Genomic DNA, 19,982 nt, shown 5'->3' with positions numbered 1-19,982 from the left:
ATAACCAGTTCACTATAGCGCAGTCTATCGACCAGAAAAATCATTATTTGATAAGAGCAGACAACATGAGCACGATTCAGTACGTCCTGACCGGCATGATTATAGCTTGCAGTGTGACCTTAGGGGGATGCAGCAAAAACAATGCGGCAACAGAACAGGAAGTTCCCTTTGTCATGGTGACTCAGCCGAATACCTCCTATTTAGAACAGAAAAGCTATGCCGGGGATGTACAGGCACGTCAGCAAACGCCACTGGCGTTTCGGGTCGCTGGTCAGATCACCCAACGTTATGTCGATGTCGGGGATCAGGTTCGGGTAGGGCAAGTACTGGCAAGCTTAGATGTTAAAGATGCAGAACTGCAGTTAAACGCAGCACGTGCCCAACTGGAAAGTGCCCAGTCTGCAGCCAAAATTGCGGAAGATGAACTGAACCGTTTTAAACAGTTACTGCCGGCCAATGCGGTCAGCCGCTCGCAATATGATGCAGTCGAGAATCAATATAAGGCAGCTAGATCGAATCTGAAGCAGGCCCAGTCCAATTATGATGTCAGCCGTAACCAGACGAGTTATAACCGCTTAATTGCCAATAAAAATGGCGTGATTACTGCACGTCATATTGAAGTCGGTCAGGTCGTGGCAGCAGGGCAGGCAGCCTTTGAAATTGCGCTCTCCGGAGATCGTGAAGTGGTGATTGGGGTACCGGAACAGGCGGTGAGCGAAATTAAAGTGGGTCAGCCCGCTTGGGTTACCCTCTGGTCGAAAAAAGATGAAAAATTCAGTGCTTATGTGCGTGAGATTTCTCCAGCTGCAGATCAGTCCCGGACTTTTACGGTTCGGGTGGCATTACGTGAAGGCCAGAAGTCAATTCAGCTCGGACAAAGTGCCCGTGTATTCTTTATCAAAACTCAGGACAATGCTCTGAGCGTACCCTTATCCAGTGTCTCTGCGACGGATGGTCAGGCCTATGTGATGGTCGTTAAGCCGGACGCTACCGTGCGTAAGATCCCGGTACAGATTGGTGCTTATGGCCGTGATTCTGTGCCTGTGCTGAGTGGCCTCAAAGCAGATGATTATGTAGTGATTGGAGGCATTCACCTGCTCCGGGATCAGCAAAAGATCCGTCCGATTGACCGTCAGAACCGTAGTGTAACTATACGGGCTGGAGGTTAAACATGAATTTTAACCTTTCCGAATGGGCCCTGAAAAATAAGGGGCTGGTGCTGTATTTCATGATTCTGCTAGGTCTGGTCGGCATCATGTCTTATTCCAAACTGTCACAGAGTGAAGATCCGCCTTTTACCTTTAAAGTGATGGTGGTACAGACCTACTGGCCGGGGGCCAGTGCACAGGAAGTTTCCTTGCAGGTCACGGACCGGATTGAAAAGGAACTGATGACCACGGGGCAATATGACCGCATCATGGCTTATTCCCGTCCAGGTGAATCGCTGGTGACCTTTGTGGCCAAGGATTCGCTACGGTCCAAAGAAGTTCCTGATGTCTGGTATAACGTTCGTAAGAAAATTAATGATATCCGGCATGAACTGCCACAAGGCGTGCAAGGTCCGTTCTTTAACGATGAATTCGGCGATACCTTCGGCAATATCTATGTGTTGAAAGGCAAAGATTTCGACTACGCGACACTAAAAGAATATGCCGACCGTCTGCAACTACAATTGCAGCGTGTAAAAGATGTTGCCAAAGTTGAGCTGATTGGCCTGCAGGACCAGAAAATCTGGATTGAGATTTCTAATACCAAAGCTGCACAGCTGGGTATTCCAGTCACTGCTATTCAGCAATCGCTACAACAGCAAAATGCCATGAGCAATGCCGGTTTCTTTGAAACCGACACAGACCGGATTCAGGTTCGTGTCAGCGGTGCATTGCAGACTGTAGAAGAGCTACAGCAGATGCCACTCTATGTGAATGGTAAAACCATCCAGCTCGGCGATGTCGCAGAGGTCTATCGCGGCTTTACTGATCCAGCCCAGCCACGCATGCGTTTTATGGGGGAAAATGGCATTGGTATTGCGGTATCGATGCGTAAGGGCGGCGATATCATTGCGCTAGGTAAAAACCTGGAACAGGAATTCGCCCGTCTGCAGAAATCCCTGCCTCTGGGGATGGATCTGCAAAAAGTATCGGATCAGCCGGTGGCGGTAAAGCGCAGTATCAACGAGTTTATGAAGGTGCTGGTGGAAGCGGTAATTATCGTGCTTCTGGTCAGTTTCTTCTCTCTCGGCTTTCGCCCGGGTCTGGTGGTAGCTTTTTCAATTCCTTTGGTACTGGCAATGACCTTTGCCGGGATGCAGCTATTTGATGTCGGTCTGCACAAGATTTCCCTGGGTGCACTGATTCTGGCACTTGGCCTGCTGGTCGATGATGCCATTATTGCCATTGAGATGATGGCGATCAAAATGGAACAGGGCTATAGCCGGCTGGAAGCTGCCGGGCATGCCTGGCGTACCACGGCATTTCCGATGTTGACCGGAACCCTGATTACGGCAGCTGGCTTCCTGCCAATTGCGACTGCTGCATCCAGTACTGGTGAATATACCCGTTCTATCTTTCAGGTGGTGACCCTTGCCTTGCTGGTGTCCTGGATCGCTGCAGTGCTGTTTGTTCCTTATCTGGGTGATAAACTCCTGCCGGATTTTAATAGAGATCTGATCCAGAAAGCCCCTTGGTATCAGCGTTTATGGGCACGTCTGCGCAAGCAGCCTGAACCAGAGCCGATTGTGCATCATGCGGGGGAGCATCATGATCCTTATCAAACCCGGTTCTATCAGGGTTTTAGACGTTGGGTAAATACCTGTGTCACTTATCGCAAGACCGTGATTGCGTTGACTGTAGGAATTTTTGCCCTGTCGATCATCATGTTTAAATTCGTACCGCAACAGTTCTTTCCACCTTCTAATCGGGCAGAAATTCTGGTCGATCTGAAACTGGAAGAGGGGGCTTCACTGAAAGCTACCGAAGCTGCCGTGAAAAAAGTCGAAGCTTTCCTGTCTAAACAGGAGGGCATTGACAATTACGTGGTGTATGTTGGCACCGGCTCACCGCGTTTTTATTTACCACTCGATCAGCAGTTGCCTCAAACCAGCTTTGCCCAGTTTGTGGTATTGGCCTCTTCCCTGGAAGATCGCAATGAAATCCGTGAATCTTTAAGCAAGCAGATTCGTCTGCTGTTACCTGAAGTACGTACCCGTGTATCTTTGCTGGAAAATGGTCCACCGGTCGGCTATCCACTCCAATTCCGGGTGTCGGGTGAAGACTTGGCACTGGTACGCAGCTGGGCACAAAAAGTCGCTGCCAAGGTAGCCGAAAACCAGAATACCACCAATGTACATCTGGACTGGGGCGAGCCAAGTAAAGTGATCAAATTAGACATTGATCAGGACCGTGCCCGTCAGATGGGTGTGAGCAGTAGTGATCTGGCCAATTTCCTGAACAGCTCCATTGCAGGCGCGGGACTGGATCAGTTCCGAGAAAAACGTGAGCTGATTGAAATCCGTCTGCGTGGTGAGCAGGCTGAACGTGTCGATGTGGCATCTTTAAGCAGTCTGGCGGTACCCACTGCACGTGGTAACTTTGTGCCCTTGGCGCAGATTGCCAATATTGAATACAGCTTTGAAGAGGGACTAATCTGGCATCGTAACCGTTTGCCGACGATTACCGTACGTGCGGATATCCGTAGTAATTTACAACCAGCCACCGTGGTCAATCAGCTTGCTCCTGTCTTGGAGAGCATTAAAGCTCAATTACCAAGTGGCTACTTGATTGAGGTAGGCGGAACCGTAGAGGAATCAGCACGTGGTCAGACATCTGTGAATGCTGGTATGCCATTGTTCCTGGCAGTGGTTCTGACCCTGCTGATGATCCAGCTAAGAAGTATGTCACGGACCTTTATTGTGTTCCTGACCGCGCCACTGGGCATCATTGGCGTGGTACTCTTTCTGTTATTGTTTAATAAACCGTTTGGTTTCGTCGCCATGCTGGGTACGATTGCACTCTCAGGCATGATCATGCGTAATTCCCTGATTCTGATTGATCAGATTGAACAGGATATTCAGGCAGGGGAATCACAGTGGGATGCCATCATCAATGCCACGGTACGCCGTTGCCGTCCAATTGTATTGACTGCCCTGGCTGCTGTACTGGCCATGATTCCACTTTCACGTAGCATTTTCTTCGGTCCAATGGCGGTTGCCATCATGGGCGGACTGATTGTGGCGACACTGTTAACCCTGTTTTTCCTGCCGGCCTTGTATGCGCAATGGTTTAAGGTAAAGAAAACTTCGCAATCGGTCTAAAACTGTCTTAAAATCAGGTGCGAAATATTAAATTTTTTAATATAGTAGTGCCTGATAATTTTACAATTTTAAAAAATGCGAAGTTGCCGTTTTTCCAGTGTTGCAGAAACGGACAACGAGGTTGAAAGAGACATGAATCAAAAAAGTTTAACTCAAATGCGGCGCTCTGTAGCCATTGCATATGTGTTCATGTTTTTAGCCTCTTTTACCGTGATTTTTGGAATTTTTTCTTATTGGTTAGCACGCAAAGTCGCTCAGGTCGACTATGCAGAAGTCTGGCTACAGGCACAAGCGCTGTGGATCATGCGTAATGTGGTAATCTATACCATGCTGGCTGTTTTTGCAGCCCTCTGGTTCATTCCACTCTTTTTCCATGCCTGGGACAGCATGTTATGGGTGAAAGCCTGCACGGTTGCTGGCGTCGTATTCAGCTTTATTGCGTTTATTTTCATGATTAATGCCTGGCTCAAGGGCGTGTCCAAATTCTATCAAAGCAAAGCTGTCTTCTAGGCTTTCGATTTTTTTTCAGATTCCCCCTTGTAAAAACTGGTTTGGCCCCCAATTTCAGACCACAGTTAAGTATTAAATAAAATTCCGTGAGGAGCATCGCCAGACATGGCTAAACGTGATTATTATGAGGTTTTGGGTGTTGCTAAAACCGCTAGTGATGATGAGATTAAAAAAGCCTACCGTAAGTTGGCGATGAAATATCATCCAGACCGCAACCCTGACAATCCAGAAGCTGAAGAAAAGTTTAAGGAAGCTTCAGAAGCTTATGAAGTACTGTCTGACAGCGAAAAGCGCAGCATGTACGATCGCATGGGCCATCAGGCCTTTGAAGGTGGTATGGGCGGCGGTGGCGGCTTCGGCGGTGGTTTTAGCGCAGAAGATATTTTCAGCCAGTTCGGTGACATCTTTGGTGGGGCATTTGGTGGCGGTCGTCAGCAACAACGTGCGCGTCGTGGTTCTGACTTACGTTATGTCATGGAACTGAGCCTAGAAGAAGCAGTCAAAGGCGTCAAGAAAACTATTACCTTCACTGCGCCTGCACCATGTGATGCCTGTGATGGTAAAGGCTCTAAAAATCCGAATGATGTGGAAACTTGTCCGACCTGTCATGGTGCGGGCCAGGTACGTATGCAGCAGGGCTTCTTCTCTGTACAGCAAACCTGTAGTACCTGTCGTGGTCAAGGTAAGATCATTAAGAACCCATGTAATAAATGTCATGGTTCGGGCGTATCTGATCGTCAGCAAACCCTGGAAGTTACCATTCCAGCCGGTGTGGACAATGGCGACCGCGTACGTTTAACCGGTAAGGGTGAAGCGATCCGTGATGGTCAATCAGGTGATCTATACGTAGAAGTGGTGGTGCGTGAGCACGAGATCTTCCAGCGTGATGGTGCTGACCTGTATATGGATGTGCCTGTTTCAATTGCTGATGCTGCATTGGGTAAAGAGATTGAAATCCCAACCTTGGATGGCCGTGTCAGCCTGAAAATCCCGGAAGGTACGCAAACCGGTAAATTATTCCGTTTACGTGGTAAGGGTGTAAAACCTGTTCGTACCAGCATGACTGGTGACCTATTATGCCGTATTGTGGTTGAAACACCGGTAAACCTGACTGCACGTCAGCGTGAATTGCTGAAAGAGCTGCAAGCATCAATGGATGGGGAAGGTAGCCAATCTTCACCGAAGAAAAAATCATTCTTTGATCGTCTGTTTGACTAATTGAATGAAAATAAAAAAGGACGCTTAGGCGTCCTTTTTTTAGATCTCAGCTTTACAGTTCACCGCTTTTTAAAGAGAAAAAATTGGTATCTTCTTAAGGTTTGTGTATAAGTTTACTGCTCAGTAAAACTTCTGTCATACCTTGCATTCGGTGACTTGAACTTACTCTGTTATTTCAACAAAGCTAACATAAATGATACTGATCTCATCTTTTGCAATTTGTTGAAGTAGCTAAACTGATTATAAGAACAAAGAAATTGATCACGCATAATTTTTTAAAATTTAAGGTAACCGAGATGATAAAAGTAAATATTGGTATTTCAGCCGAAGACAGAGCGGAAATTGTAGAAGGTCTATCCAGACTACTTGCCGATAGCTACACCTTATATTTAATGACCCATAACTTTCATTGGAATGTCACCGGCCCGCAATTTAATACTTTACATAACATGTTTATGCAGCAATATACCGAACAGTGGAATGCTTTAGACATTATTGCAGAACGGATCCGTTCTTTGGGCTTTCCGACGCCAGGAACCTATCAGCAGTTTGCAAAGCTGACTTCTATTGAGGAAATTGAAGGTGTACCTAAAGCAGAGGAAATGATTCGGTTACTGGTGAATGCCCATGAGACGGTTGCCCGTACCGCAAGAAGCATGTTTGATACTGTAGATAAGGCAAATGACCAGCCAACTGCAGATATCCTGACTCAACGTCTAAATGTGCACGAGAAAACAGCCTGGATGTTAAGAAGTCTGTTAGAAGAGTAAATCTTTCAGATATACAAAGCTGAATTTTTATTTTTCTATTTTCAAAATATTGCTCTCATACAACTGGCCCATGGTTATCCTATGGGCTTTTTATATTTTTAATCCTGAGCTCGTAGTGTATACAGGAAAAACAGCTTGCCCAATATTTTATAGAAAACCGACTCTTTAGAATTTAATTAAACATTTCCTGCATATCAAAAACGCTCATGACCTTCTTTAATTCTTTTCATTGATTTTTATGCGATCAATCTTAGTGTTAGGAGCGAGTTTTGCTATAGTAAGAACAATTTCGAATCAATATCAGGACTATGTTATGTCAGCGACACCACGCATTGGAATTTTAGGGGCAGGCGGCCGTATGGGACGCATCCTTATTCAGGCAGTGAAAGAAGCCGGCTATCAATTGGGCGCAGCAGTTGAACGCCCAGAAAGTACCTTAATTGGTACAGATGCAGGTGAAATGGCAGGTATTGGTGCAGTTGACGTAAAAGTTGTTGGTAGCCTTGAAGAAGTGGTGAAAGACTGTGATGTTGTCATTGACTTCACTGCACCTGCAGCCACTGTACATCACCTTAAAGTGTGCCGTGAAAATGGCGTGGCCATCGTGATTGGTACCACGGGTCTCAACGACGAACAAAAAGCTTACCTCGATGAATCTGCAACTGAAACCCCTGTAGTTTACGCTGCCAACTATTCAGTGGGTGTAAACGTGTCAATTAAACTACTAGAGCTCGCATCTAAAGTTTTTGGTGATACCGTTGATATTGAAGTGATTGAAGCGCACCATCGTCATAAAGTGGATGCACCATCAGGCACAGCACTGATGTGGGGTGAAGCAATTGCAGATGCACTTGGCCGTGATCTGAAAAAAGATGCAGTCTATCACCGTGAAGGCCATACAGGTCCACGTGAGCGTCAAAGTATCGGCTTCCAAACGATTCGTGGTGGTGATATTGTGGGTGAGCATACAGCGATGTTTATTGCCGATGGCGAACGCGTTGAGATTACCCATAAAGCCACCAACCGCATGAACTTCGCTTCAGGTGCAGTACGTGCCGCAGCTTGGGTAGTTGGTCGCGAGGCGCGTAAATATGACATGAAAGATGTACTTGGTTTTAACGATATTCAAGTTTAAATTTTCGTCAAAATCATTTATAAGTATAAGAATAACTAAAACTAAAATAAGACGACAATGGAATGAAAAAAGTCATACTCATGATCTGTGCTGTGGCATTTGCCGCCGCAGCACAGCCTAAATCTGTACCAAATGCCAAACTCAGTATTAATAAAAATAATATCAAGGTCTGGACCTATCAAGACAAGAACAATCCGGTTTTTCTGTATAAAGCTGAAACGACCTATGATGTACCGATCGAACAGGCGGTGCACCTGATTATTGATGTCGATAATGCAGTAAAATGGGTGCCTTATATGGGCAATGTGAAGGTACTCTCCCGGGATGACAAAAAGGGCGATTTCACCTTGTATATGGTACTGGATTTTCCGTTTCCGCTGAAAGACCGGGACTTAGTGGTACAAGGGAAGATGATCCGTGAAGCCAATGGCCAGATCACGATTAAGAACAAAGCCATTCAAAAGGGCTATCCACTAAATCCGGATTATGTACGCTTGACCCATTATGAAGGTGATTGGACTTTTAATCGCTTAGGCGAGAAAAAGGTCAAGGTTTCTACCTATGGTTATGCCAATCCTGAAGGCTCTATCCCGCTGACCTTTGTAAATATGTTTGTACAGCAACAGCCTTATCAAATGTTGCAAAAAATGAAGCTGGAACTGAATAAATCCTCGACAGTTCCGGTATTGCCGGAAGCGCTGCGTTAGTCAGTCATAAAAAAAGCCCGCTTGATGCGGACTTTTTATGGCAAGGGCTTTTAGCTACAGGATGCAACATCCACAGTTTGTGGTGCAGCGATTTTCATTTGCAGTAAAACCAGTAACAATGCCAATGCACTCAGACCAGCGCCAGCAAAGGAAACTGCACTGTAGCTCAAACCAAGATTCAGCACAGCAGCCCCGGCAATCGCACCAACAGCATTGCCCAGATTAAAGGCACCAATATTGACTGAAGAGGCGAGTCCCGGTGCTTCATGTGCGACAGACATGACCCGCATTTGCAGTGGCGGTACTACAGCAAATGCTGCAGCGCCCCAGATAATTAAAGCCAGTGCTGCACCAATGGCAGTCGTAGCCAAAATCGGGAAGAGCAACATCATCAGCATCAAGAGTAACAGGAAGCCAATCAGGGTTTTATCCAGTGACAGGTCTGCAAATTTGCCACCCAGATGATTACCAATGGAAAAGCCTACTCCAATCAGGACCAGCATCAGGGTAATCAAGGTCGGTGAAGCTTGAGTAAAACTTTGCAAGCTTGGTGCAATATAGGTGTAGAGCGCAAACATGGCACCGGCACTCATGACGGTCGTCAGCAAGGCAAGGACGACAGGCAATCGGGTCAGGACTTTAAGTTCTCTACGGACATCTGGTTTTTGACTGCTTTGGCCTTCGGGTAGTGCTTTCCAGAGAGAGAACATGGTGAGCAGACCAAGTAGGGAAATTCCACAAAAAGCCATGCGCCAGCCGATATGTTGACCAACCCAGGTCGCCAAGGGCACACCACCGATATTGGCAATGGTCAGCCCCATAAACATCATCGCAACGGCACTGGCCTGTTTATCTTTGGGAACTACACTGGCGGCCACGACTGAGCCTATGCCAAAGAAAGCTCCATGATTTAAGCTGGTAATCAGTCGTGCACCCATCAGCCCGAGATAGTTCGGAGCAAGCATCGCCAGTAAATTGCCAATCGTAAAGATCGCCATAAGCAAGATCAGCGATTTACGTTTGGAATAGCGACTGAGCCATAAGGTCATTAGCGGTGCACCTATCATCACACCGAGCGCATAAGCGCTGATGAACATACCGGCACGCGGAATCGAGATGTCCAGATCCCGGGCAATTTCCGGTAAAAAGCCCATGGGAGAAAATTCAGTGGTACCAATGGCAAAGGCACCTACAGCCAAAGCCAATAAGGGAAAGTTAATTTTCATTCGTGTGCTTAATCCCAGATTGGTGCTAACTGTTCTGGATCAACTTCACGACCATTACGTTCCAGCGTACTGATCAATGCCATTTCTTCTTGAGTTAGCTGAATATCCTGTGCAGCCAGATTAGCCAGTAGATGTTCACGCTTGGTAGAAGATGGAATCACCGCAAAGCCTTTTTGTAAGGCCCAGGCTAAGGCAATTTGTGCAGTTGAAGCCTGATGTTGTGCAGCAATCTCTTGCAGGACTGGATCATTCAAGACTTTGCCATAAGCCAAGGTCATATAAGACGTTACATCAATATTCTGTGATTGCAAAAAATCGACCAGTTTTTGGTTTTGCAGATAAGGACTCAATTCAATCTGGTTGGTCGCAATATGTTCCAGCCCAATACTGTCAATTGCTTGCTGGGTTAACTCGATATTAAAGTTGGAAATACCGATATGTTCAGTCAGTCCTTGCTGTTTGGCTTCCAGCAGACTTTGCATCAATTCAGGAATGTGAGTGCCGAGTTTCGGCGCTGGCCAGTGGACTAGGGTTAGGTTGACTGTGTCGGTGTGTAACTTTTGCAAGCTTTCTTTGAGGCTTGGAATCAGTTTGTCTGGCGCGTAGTTATCTGTCCAGATTTTCGTAGTGATAAACAGCTCATTACGGTTGACTTGGCTTTCAGCAATTGCCTGACCAACTTCAGCTTCATTGGCATAGATCTGTGCAGTATCTACAGCACGATAGCCAACTTCTAATGCGGTTTTTACTGAGTCAATCACGGCCTGTCCAGAGAGACGAAAGGTGCCTACACCCATTTGTGGAACAATTTTCATAAATTCAATCTTGCTTATTTTTGATGTGAAGTATTTTGCGATTTTTATTGTTGCTAAAAAATAGTCTAATTTGCAAAATATTATTGACTAGAAATCAAAAAAAGGACGCAGGATGAAATCGACCATTGAGGAACTACAAGCCTTTGTCACTATCGTAGACAATGGTTCGATTATCAGAGCGGCAGAGCGGTTGGGACAGACAACTTCAGGCATCAGTCGGGCATTGCAGCGTTTGGAAAATAAGTTGAATGTCACTTTATTGGAACGCACGACACGTAAACTGAAATTGACCCAGGAAGGGCAATTATTTCTAGAAAAATCACGCAAGATTCTCAATGATCTGGCAGAAGCTGAAGATGCCTTGCTGAAATCAGATATCGATACTGCAGGCTTAATCCGGGTCGATTCAGCTACACCCTTTGTCCTGCATGTGATTGTGCCACTGATCCAGGAATTTATGCAGCAATATCCTAATATTGAGATTGAGCTGAATAATCATGATCAGGTGATTGATCTTTTAGAGCATAAAACTGATGTGGCCATCCGTTTTGGTGAGTTACAGGATTCTAGCCTGCATGCCCGATTATTATGTCGTAGTCGGCTCTACATTGTGGCGAGTCCTGATTATGTACAACAGAAGAGTGTTCCTCGATCTGTTGAAGACTTGTCTCAACATACTCTATTGGGCTTTAGCCATCCGACCCATCTGAATACCTGGCCGATTCAGCTAAATGATAGACATATTACGGTCGAACCCAAGATCAAGGCGTCTAATGGGGAAACTGTTCGTCAATTGGCTTTACATGGAGTGGGGATCACCTGCCTATCGCGCTTTCTGGTGCAGGAGGATTTGCAGGCAGGACGTTTACAGACACTGTTTGAAGATCAGATTGAATTGCAGTATCAGAATATTCATGCAGTCTATTATCGACAGGAACATTTACCGAAACGGGTGCATTTATTTATCGAGTTTCTAGCCACTAAACTGGCGAAATATCTCTAAAAGTTTATTGATACAATAAAAATCTGCCCGACTATCGCAGAAGGGCAGATGAGTGTATTCAAATCAACAATTTAAAAATCTGCTTTTAACACGATACGGTAACGGGCCTGACCAGAATGCAGACGTTCAATCGCTGCATTGATTTCTGACATTGGAAATAATTCAATTTGTGGCGCAATATTTTTACGCGCAGCAAATTTCAGTAACTGGCGTAAGGCTGCCGGTGAACCTGTCGGTGAACCCGTCACAGACTTAGCACCACCAATTAGAGAGCCAGCCGAAATTTGCATTGGTTCCAAAGGTAAGCCTAACATATGCACGGTACCATTCGGTGCCAGTGTCGCCAGATAAGCTTGCCAGTCCAAAGTGACATTTACGGTACTGAGCAGTAAATCGAATTTACCACGTAGCGTTTTAATCGCGGCAGGATCACGGCTATTTACCACATGATCCGCACCCATCGCTTTCAGCTCATCAGTCTTATCCAGATTTGAGGTAAAAGCGGTAATCTCACAACCCCAAGCCTTAAGTAGCTTGATCGCCATATGTCCTAAACCACCAATACCAATTACACCGACATGATGAATGGCCTGAATCTGATGCTTTAGAATTGGATCAAAGACGGTAATACCACCACAGAGCAGAGGTCCCGCACTTTCTGGGTCTAGATCTTCTGGTAGAGGAATTGCCCATTGCCAGCCAGCCCGGACTTTATCGGCAAAACCGCCGGCATGACCCACAATTGTTGCGACCTGACCGCCAGTACACAGGACCTGTTGGCCTGAAATACACGGATCACAATGCTGGCAGCTTTCAGCCGTCCAGCCAATCCCGACTCGCTGACCAATTTGCAAACCTTTGGCTTCTGAGCCTAATTGAGTGATGGTTCCGATAATTTCATGGCCGGCTACAACAGGATAGACTGAAGATCCCCAGTCATTATTGAGCACTGAAATATCGGAATGACACAGACCACAATATTCAACTTTGACTTCAACCTGATGTGGCTGCAGTTCACCTGCATCAAACTGATAAGGCTCAAGTAGCGCACCTGCAGACATCGCGGCATAGGCTTGAATGGTATTATTAGACATGGGCTCAGCTCTTATTTGAATGAGAGGATCTTGTTTTAAAGTGACAGTGATTTTCATGGTCATCGACCATGCCCACTGCCTGCATAAAGGCATAACAAATCGTTGGACCAACAAATCTGAAACCGGCTTTTTTCAGGGCTTTGGACATGTGCTGACTTTCAGCAGTTTGCGCCGGAGCCTGACGATAATTTGCCACATCATTATTTAAACGCGGCTGCCGGGCAAAAGACCATAACCATTCGACTACATCATGATCTTGAGATTTCAGCTGTTGCCAGGCCCGGGCATTATCCCGAATTGCGGTCAGTTTACCGATATGCCGGATCAGACTAGCATCTTGCAGTTTTGCTGTGAGTTGCTCATCTGTAAAGGCAGCAATGGTTGCAATAGAATATTGAAAGAAATGTTCACGGTATGCTTCACGCTTTTTCAGGACCGTGATCCAGGCCAATCCTGCTTGCTGGCCTTCCAGACACAGCATTTCAAACAGACGCGGTTCATCCAGAACAACCTGACCCCATTCCTGGTCGTGATATTGAATATAAAGAGGATTATCGGAGCACCAGCCACAGCGTTGAATGGTCATGTGATGCTCCTTATTTTTAGAGTTTGAACGTGGTCCATTGATCTTGCTGGTTATCCCAGTAAGATAACTCTGCCTGCTCCAGATCACTAAACTGGATCCAGGCATCTTTGCCGTTTTTATCGGCATAACCAGTACTGATCAGAAGTGCATCTTCGGTGATTTCCATAATCCAGCCCTGATAAGTCTGGTCATTGAGCACGATTTTTTGTTGATTGCCTGATTCAGCAAATTCTACCAGACGGTTGATCAACGCTTCTGACATGTACATTTCCTAAAATTAACGTAAATATGAATAGGGATTTACTGCACCACGGCCTTTACCCTGCAGATAAAGCGCATAATGCAGGTGAGGCGCAGTATGCCGTGCATTACCGCTATTGCCAACATAGCCAATCACCTGACCTTTTTTGACATAGTCCCCGACACTCAAGCCGCGCTTATGCCCGTCAAGATGCGCATAATAGTGCCAGGTTCCACCCGGGCCGAGTATCCAGATCACTTTACCACCCAAATTGTTATTGCGTAAGTCCGCAATCAGGCCCTCCGTCGCACTCAGAACCTTGGTTCCACGTGGAGCCATGATGTCGATACCCTCATGCAGGCGGCCACTGCTGCGGGAAGCTCCCCAGGTATCCTTGAGCTGGCGTGTCTTGATGTTATCTACCGGAATCGGCAGCCGGGAGGGCATTGATGTATTCCTCAGTTGCTGCACCAGAATCGGATTCAGTACTGCAGAACTCGGCTGTTTTGGAGTAGAGCTACACGCTGCCAATAGCAGCATTAAAACAGAAATAATGGCAAAACGAATATTATGCTGCAAAGCGTCCTTCCTTGTTCGCCTGTATCAAGTTCAAAATTATTAAGTTAAAAATCTCGTATTTCTAAATATGTCACAGTTGAGTTGCAGAGATCAATTTTTTCATTGCTGTGGGGATGCCGGCCTGAACTGCCGCGGTTGGCTCCAGCCAGATTCCGTTCAGTTCAATAGCTAAATGCTCTTGCAGATCAGCATCAATAGCAAATACCAGACCTTCCAGCTGCCAGGTAAAATGGGTAAAACTGTGCGAAATTTCGACTTTTTGTATGAACTGTTTTAAGCCTAGACTCTGTTTTAATACATCCAGTTCATGTACTTCTTCAATAATCGGCAAGCACCACAGACCACCCCAAAGTCCAGTATTGGGACGTTGCTGCCACAGCCATTGATCACCACATTGTAAGATCAGTACCTGGGCAGATTTCACCGGTACTGGTTTTTTAGCTTTTTTAAAAGGCAGCTCGTTTTCTAAGCCTTGCTGATGTGCCTGGCAATGCTGTTGCATCGGGCAATACAGACACAGCGGTTTCTTGGGCGTACAAACTGTGGCTCCCAGATCCATAATTGCCTGGGTATAGTCATGATTACGCTCGTGAGGACATAGCTCTTCAGCCAGTTGCCACATGGCACGTTCATGAATGGGCTTAGACAGATCATCTTCAATGGCAAAGAAACGCGACAAAACCCGTTTGACATTGCCATCCATAATCACGCCGTATTTACGTAACCCTAAAGACATCAATGCACCGGCAGTCGAGCGGCCAATACCCGGCAGGGCCATCCATTCTTGCAGGGTGTCAGGAAAATGACCTTGCTTAGCTACAATTCCAGCTGCTTTGTGCAGATTACGTGCCCGGGCATAATAACCGAGTCCAGCCCAGTAGGGGGCAACCTCATCCCAGGTCGCGGTTCCCAAATCCTGAACCGTAGGAAAGCGTGCAATAAAACGGTCAAAGTACTGTAATACCGTTTTGACCTGAGTCTGCTGCAGCATAATTTCAGAGACCCAGACTTTGTAAGGGTCATCTGCCACCTGCCACGGCAAGTCATGCCGGCCATGAACATCAAACCATTCTAAAAGCGCATCTGAAAATACAAACATGAATACTGGACAGGGCAGGGAAACAGAAAGGCATTATAGCGGATTCAGCTAAAGGAATCGGTGAAAAGTGTATCAAGGTAAACAGGCAGATCAGGCAATAAAAAAGTGAATGATCCGAAGTTCATTCACTCTGGTAAAACTTGATCTAAAAACTGATTTTAGTCTTCAATTCCCCAACGGGCATCCAGTTTCAGCACTTTGCCTTCATAACGTGGAATAAGGTGAATATGCAGGTGTTCAGACTTTGCCTTGAATACCTCACCGTCATTAAAACCTACATGGAAGCCAGCCGGCTGATAACGTAAATTCAATTCATTACGTGCCTGTTCCAGCAAAGACATCAAGCTTTTACGTTCTTTATCGGTAATTTCAAAAAAGGAAGCCACATGACGCAGCGGAACGATCACACTATGCCCTTGGGACAATGAATTCGGTTCAGGCAACACCACACCAAAGTCATTTTTGGCAATGACATTATATTCGTCATAGTTGCAGTATGGACAGTTGTTCTCAGCCATTTCATTCTCCTTATTTCTTCTTGAATAATCATTTTTGCACTAATTCGCTCCCCCTCAGAGTAGAATAGTACAAATATTCTTTATGCCAGGCGACGTGCTAGCAGGGCATACATTGCCTCAAGGCTCTGTTTTTCTGCTTCAGCATTGTAACCAAGGTCTACACCATTGGCTTTGGCCCGTTCATCGGCAAGCGGGTTGCTAAAGCCATGTTTAGCATCTTTGAAGATGATCACGTCGTGTTTCACATTGGCGGCCTGCATTTCCTTACGGAAACTTTCAACATCATCCAGTGAAACCATGCTGTCCTGTTCACCGTGCAGAACGAGAATTTCAGCCTGAACCTGACCTTCTTGAGCAGGTGCTTTGGGTGACAGATTGGCATGGAAAGTTACTACTGCCTGCAATGAGGCATTAGAACGCGCCAGATCGAGTACAACTTTACCGCCATAACAGAAACCGATTGCTGCCAGTTTATCTGCATCAACTTCATCTTGTGCAGCGAGGGTATTCAGGGCAGCCGTAGCACGGTTCACAATCGTATCGGGATCTTCAAAAGTCTGCATCATCCATTCATAGGCTTGGTTCGATGCCGTGGTGACTTTTTTATCGCCATACATATCAATCGCCAGGGCAGCATAGCCGTGTTCAGCCAGTTCACGGGCACGCTGTTCGGTATAGTCATTACGCCCCCACCATTCAGGTGCCACAATTACACCTGGAACAGGCGTATCGGATTCAGGCGCTGCAAAATAACCAATTAGCTGGCTGCCATCCTGTGCCGTATATTGAATCTCACGTGTCTTTATTGCTGCCATGGAAGTTCCTCTATTGTTGTTCAGTATTTTGATGAAAGCATAAACATAGCAAAAGCCAAACAGATGTCACAGGATTACAGCAGATTAATTTGTTCTTTTTAGTCAAAAAAAGGAGATATACCTGGATATCTCCTTTTTGATTATTTCATGACTTCAATCAGCTCAATATCGAAGATCAAGGTGCTATTCGGTTCAATCACATCACCTGAACCAATTTGCCCATAAGCAAGTTCTGCAGGTATAAAGAAACGGTATTTGGCACCAGGTTTCATCAGTTGCAGACCTTCGGTCCAGCCCATAATCACCTGACTGGTCTTGAATACGACCGGCTGATTACGTGCAATTGAACTGTCAAACACAGTACCATCAATCAAACGACCTTCATAATGTACTTTGACATTGCTGTTCGCATTTGGCGATTTTCCTTTGCCATCTTGCAGGATCTGGTATTGCAGTCCTGATATAGTCGTTTTAATCTCTGGTTTTTTAGCATTTTCAGCCAGGAATTCACGGCCAATTTTGGCATTTTCTTCAGCTGTTTTCTTGAGCTCAATTAACTCACGAGCATCTGCCTGACGCTTGTATTGCATCAGAACCTTGGCCATTTCTTCTTCAGTCAAGCTGGCTTTTTGCCCTGCTGCTGCGGCTTTCAGTCCAGCACTAAATGCATCCAGATTAATGCCTTTTAATGAGTCGGCATTATTGCGACCCATAAGATAGCCAAAGCTGTAACCCACCTGTTCTGCTTCTGTACTTTTGGTGGTGATATCCTTGGCATATAGGCTACCGGAACATAACAGCAGGGCAGCAAGACTAATTTGTATTTTCATTCTAATTTCTCAAAAACAAGGGAGAGCATATTGCTCTCCCTAAACCGTATTATTTTACTTCGATGAGTTCAACATCAAAAATCAAGGTGCTGTTTGGCGGGATGGTACCTGGCACCCCTTGCTGACCATAACCGAGCTGAGATGGGATATATAAGGTGGCTTTGCCGCCTTCTTTCATCAGCTGTAGACCTTCAGTCCAGCCTGGAATAACCTGATTCAGTGGGAATTCGATCGGTTCACCACGTTCTACTGAACTGTCAAATACCGTACCGTCAACCAGCTTGCCAGTATAGTGAACTTTGACCATAGAATCTGCAGCAGGTGGTTTTCCTGTACCTTCTTTGGTTACCAGGTATTGCAGGCCTGAAGCGGTGGTTTTGACGCCAGGTTTTTTCCCATTTTCAGTCAGGAAAGAATCACTTGAAGCTTGGGCCTTTTTAGCATCATCAAGCTGCTTTTGCTGCATATCCTTCTGGAACTGCTCATAAGCTGCCTGTAGTTCTTCTTCATTATAAGCTGCTTTATTACGGGCATGGCCATCACGAACACCGGTAATGAAGCTGTTGATATCCAGTTCTGGTGGAGTTTGATGTGCGACTTCATAACCGAGAGCATAGCTGATCTTAGAAACTGCAGATGCATCTTTAGATGCCTTAGAAGTTTGATTTACCGGATGTTGAGTTGCATAGTAAACAGGAACGAGCGCAGCACCGCCTAGAAGAACAGCGACAGCAATCGGTAAGGCCTTACTCATGTATTATTCCAATATGATGTTATCGTTAATGTTCGTTCCATCTTAGCAGAAATTTTTAAGAAATCTTGCAGAATGGGTGGTTTTTTAGCAAGCAAACATCGCCGTTTGGTAGAGTTTTATTTTAGCTTTTAATCATTGTTCGAGAATGTCTAACAACAATGATTGTCACAACTAAAAGTATCTTTTGCAAAGAACTTAGTAGGAAAATAAGCCTTTTTCTAAAGGAAATTCAATTCCAATCGATGCACCGCCATCATTACCATATAGGTCTGAATTACTGATCCAGCCATTTAATTTTAGTGGAATATCGGGACGTAGATAATGGGTCCAGCTCACATCAACAGCTTTTAAATTATCTTGCGCTGGAAAAGCTAAATTAGTAGTTCGGGTGGATTCATTCAACTTGGCAAACAGTACTCGTGCATTAACACGATTCAGGCGATCGAAACGAATATCACCACCCACAGAAATCATTTGCCCATCACCACCCATCGCATGCGCTAATGGATAACCATGCTGGTAAAAACCATCGGTATATACACTGTGATTATAAGAAATACCTTGGGCCTTGCCATTGGTGCGGGTGTCTGCCCATTCGGTATATAGCTGAAAAGGCATATTATTATAGCTAGAGGAATAATCGACTCCAGCCAAATACATTTTTTTGGCCGGTAAGCCGCCGGCTTCATCTTCACCAACATATTGTGCATACATTCCCATTGGGACTTGTAGCAATGGTTGTAGATTTAAGCGTGCATCAAAACCCGCAATTTGATTTGATGGATCAGGTTCACCTGTGCCGCCATTGTCTTTATTCCCGACAAAAGCATCCCAAAGTGAGCTCAGGCTTTCAGGTCTTCCTTCTCCCCCCCATTGAATAGCTCGCGAAGCACCCAGCTCCAGATAAGGTAAAGGTTGCGCGGTGACACGTAAACCAATCAACTTAGCATCAGGTACAGCATCGTAGTTATCTAGTTGTCCGGCAAAGGCTTGATATTGCCAAGGTCCGATCCAGGATAGCCATTTATTTGCAAAAGCATGCTGTTCGGCACGCTGCATGGTCACACCATACACAGGACGGCTGGCATCACCCCGAATTAAGCTGCCATCATGGCCAGGTCCCCAGTAGGTCGGGATTTGCCCAGCAATTAGCCATTGATTCCATAGTTTACCTGCGAGGTAAGACCCTTCAACATTCACATCTTGATCATGATCAATCTGGGGATCTTTTTCTGCATTCACGCGAAGTCTAGCATCCCAATTCTGATTACCTGTATTCAACTCTATACCTGCTTGATATTGAGCTTTTTGCTGGTCACCAAAGGCTTGAGGAATATTTTTTTGATCTGTCTCTGCAAACAAGGATGCTTTGAGTAACTGGTTATTGGTATTTAAGTGAGCCATGACAGAATCAATGACTTTTTGTTGATTACTATTGCTAACTTTTGCCTGAGAAAGGGCACGTTGAATTTCATCACCACTCATTGGCCAGGTCGAAGTGCTGATTTGAATCACACCTTGCTGATTTAACCAGTTTAAATCGGTACGCAGGTTTTGCTCATTTAAAACGATGCCTTGCGCAAAGGTTAGTGAGGAGCTTAATGCCAAGCTGGCGAGCAGTGTTTTCGATTTAAACATTCTTGTAAATTCTCAGGAGTTTTAAACTGTAACCACGATAGGTTTTTTAGTTGATTTTTTCAACAATGATCATTTGGGATAAATGTAATAGAGGGTGATTTCACACCCTGCTTAAGGCAGGATGTGAAATCAAAG

The 19,982-nt window shown here is 45.5% G+C and carries 19 protein-coding genes and 1 pseudogene; 8 read left to right on the top strand and 12 right to left on the bottom strand.

Features of this window, described 5'->3' with window-relative positions:
* Positions 1–65: 65 nt before the first annotated feature.
* The 7 genes from F955_RS13675 to F955_RS13645 all read left to right on the top strand — a co-directional run bounded on the left by F955_RS13675 (position 66) and on the right by F955_RS13645 (position 8,649).
* The gene (locus F955_RS13675; protein WP_004895897.1) at positions 66–1,169 is read left to right on the top strand and encodes an efflux RND transporter periplasmic adaptor subunit; all 1,104 of its coding nucleotides are present in this window, start codon (positions 66–68) and stop codon (positions 1,167–1,169) included.
* A 2-nt stretch (positions 1,170–1,171) separates the two neighbouring features.
* Entirely contained in the window at positions 1,172–4,309 is a 3,138-nt protein-coding gene (locus F955_RS13670) for an efflux RND transporter permease subunit (RefSeq protein WP_004895894.1), read from the top strand.
* Positions 4,310–4,441: 132 nt separating this feature from the next.
* A complete protein-coding gene (locus F955_RS13665; protein WP_004895891.1) occupies positions 4,442–4,819 on the top strand; it encodes a hypothetical protein in 378 nt (125 codons plus the stop codon).
* A 105-nt stretch (positions 4,820–4,924) separates the two neighbouring features.
* The gene (dnaJ, locus tag F955_RS13660) at positions 4,925–6,037 is read left to right on the top strand and encodes a molecular chaperone DnaJ (RefSeq protein ID WP_004895889.1); all 1,113 of its coding nucleotides are present in this window, start codon (positions 4,925–4,927) and stop codon (positions 6,035–6,037) included.
* A gap of 296 nt (positions 6,038–6,333) precedes the next feature.
* On the top strand, positions 6,334–6,807 hold the full coding sequence (locus F955_RS13655; RefSeq protein WP_004895888.1) for a Dps family protein: 474 nt from the start codon (positions 6,334–6,336) through the stop codon (positions 6,805–6,807).
* Positions 6,808–7,120: 313 nt separating this feature from the next.
* Positions 7,121–7,942, top strand: coding sequence for a 4-hydroxy-tetrahydrodipicolinate reductase (dapB, locus tag F955_RS13650; protein ID WP_004895886.1), 822 nt, complete (start codon positions 7,121–7,123; stop codon positions 7,940–7,942).
* A gap of 62 nt (positions 7,943–8,004) precedes the next feature.
* Positions 8,005–8,649 carry an SRPBCC family protein gene (locus F955_RS13645; protein ID WP_004895885.1) on the top strand — a complete coding sequence of 215 codons (645 nt, stop codon included), beginning with the start codon at positions 8,005–8,007 and terminating at the stop codon, positions 8,647–8,649.
* Positions 8,650–8,699: 50 nt separating this feature from the next.
* Here F955_RS13645 and F955_RS13640 read toward each other — a convergent pair whose 3' ends face one another.
* Complete coding sequence (locus F955_RS13640) at positions 8,700–9,875, bottom strand: MFS transporter (RefSeq protein WP_004895882.1); 1,176 nt, start codon at positions 9,873–9,875, stop codon at positions 8,700–8,702.
* An 8-nt stretch (positions 9,876–9,883) separates the two neighbouring features.
* Positions 9,884–10,690 carry a 2,5-didehydrogluconate reductase DkgB gene (dkgB, locus tag F955_RS13635; RefSeq protein WP_004895881.1) on the bottom strand — a complete coding sequence of 269 codons (807 nt, stop codon included), beginning with the start codon at positions 10,688–10,690 and terminating at the stop codon, positions 9,884–9,886.
* Positions 10,691–10,802: 112 nt separating this feature from the next.
* Here dkgB and F955_RS13630 point away from each other — a divergent pair, with 112 nt between their 5' ends.
* A complete protein-coding gene (locus F955_RS13630) occupies positions 10,803–11,693 on the top strand; it encodes a LysR family transcriptional regulator (protein ID WP_004895880.1) in 891 nt (296 codons plus the stop codon).
* A gap of 71 nt (positions 11,694–11,764) precedes the next feature.
* Here the strand turns inward: F955_RS13630 and ahr are convergent, their stop codons facing one another.
* The 10 genes and pseudogenes from ahr to F955_RS13580 all read right to left on the bottom strand — a co-directional run bounded on the left by ahr (position 11,765) and on the right by F955_RS13580 (position 19,847).
* A complete protein-coding gene (gene ahr, locus F955_RS13625; RefSeq protein WP_004895878.1) occupies positions 11,765–12,787 on the bottom strand; it encodes an NADPH-dependent aldehyde reductase Ahr in 1,023 nt (340 codons plus the stop codon).
* Positions 12,788–12,791: 4 nt separating this feature from the next.
* Positions 12,792–13,373, bottom strand: a complete 582-nt coding sequence (locus F955_RS13620; RefSeq protein ID WP_004895876.1) for a DNA-3-methyladenine glycosylase I — start codon at positions 13,371–13,373, stop codon at positions 12,792–12,794.
* Positions 13,374–13,389: 16 nt separating this feature from the next.
* Positions 13,390–13,635 (bottom strand): hypothetical protein, encoded by a 246-nt coding sequence (locus F955_RS13615; protein WP_004895874.1) that lies wholly within the window; start codon positions 13,633–13,635, stop codon positions 13,390–13,392.
* Positions 13,636–13,650: 15 nt separating this feature from the next.
* Positions 13,651–14,154 (bottom strand): M23 family metallopeptidase, encoded by a 504-nt coding sequence (locus tag F955_RS13610; protein ID WP_171058615.1) that lies wholly within the window; start codon positions 14,152–14,154, stop codon positions 13,651–13,653.
* A 109-nt stretch (positions 14,155–14,263) separates the two neighbouring features.
* Positions 14,264–15,292, bottom strand: a complete 1,029-nt coding sequence (gene mutY, locus F955_RS13605) for an A/G-specific adenine glycosylase (RefSeq protein ID WP_004895871.1) — start codon at positions 15,290–15,292, stop codon at positions 14,264–14,266.
* A 158-nt stretch (positions 15,293–15,450) separates the two neighbouring features.
* A pseudogene (locus F955_RS13600) lies at positions 15,451–15,819 on the bottom strand (HIT family protein); the annotation flags it as partial.
* A 71-nt stretch (positions 15,820–15,890) separates the two neighbouring features.
* Positions 15,891–16,625, bottom strand: coding sequence for a dienelactone hydrolase family protein (locus F955_RS13595; protein WP_004895868.1), 735 nt, complete (start codon positions 16,623–16,625; stop codon positions 15,891–15,893).
* Positions 16,626–16,765: 140 nt separating this feature from the next.
* On the bottom strand, positions 16,766–17,455 hold the full coding sequence (locus F955_RS13590; protein WP_004895866.1) for a BamJ family beta-barrel-assembly machinery protein: 690 nt from the start codon (positions 17,453–17,455) through the stop codon (positions 16,766–16,768).
* Positions 17,456–17,504: 49 nt separating this feature from the next.
* On the bottom strand, positions 17,505–18,209 hold the full coding sequence (locus F955_RS13585; RefSeq protein ID WP_004895864.1) for a BamJ family beta-barrel-assembly machinery protein: 705 nt from the start codon (positions 18,207–18,209) through the stop codon (positions 17,505–17,507).
* Between the two features lie 195 nt (positions 18,210–18,404).
* Positions 18,405–19,847 carry a capsule assembly Wzi family protein gene (locus F955_RS13580; RefSeq protein ID WP_004895863.1) on the bottom strand — a complete coding sequence of 481 codons (1,443 nt, stop codon included), beginning with the start codon at positions 19,845–19,847 and terminating at the stop codon, positions 18,405–18,407.
* Positions 19,848–19,982 lie beyond the last annotated feature (135 nt).

It is taken from the genome of Acinetobacter schindleri CIP 107287, assembly GCF_000368625.1.
In the GTDB taxonomy this organism is placed as follows: Bacteria; Pseudomonadota; Gammaproteobacteria; order Pseudomonadales; family Moraxellaceae; genus Acinetobacter; species Acinetobacter schindleri.
This window is presented reverse-complemented; position numbering and strand designations above follow the sequence as displayed.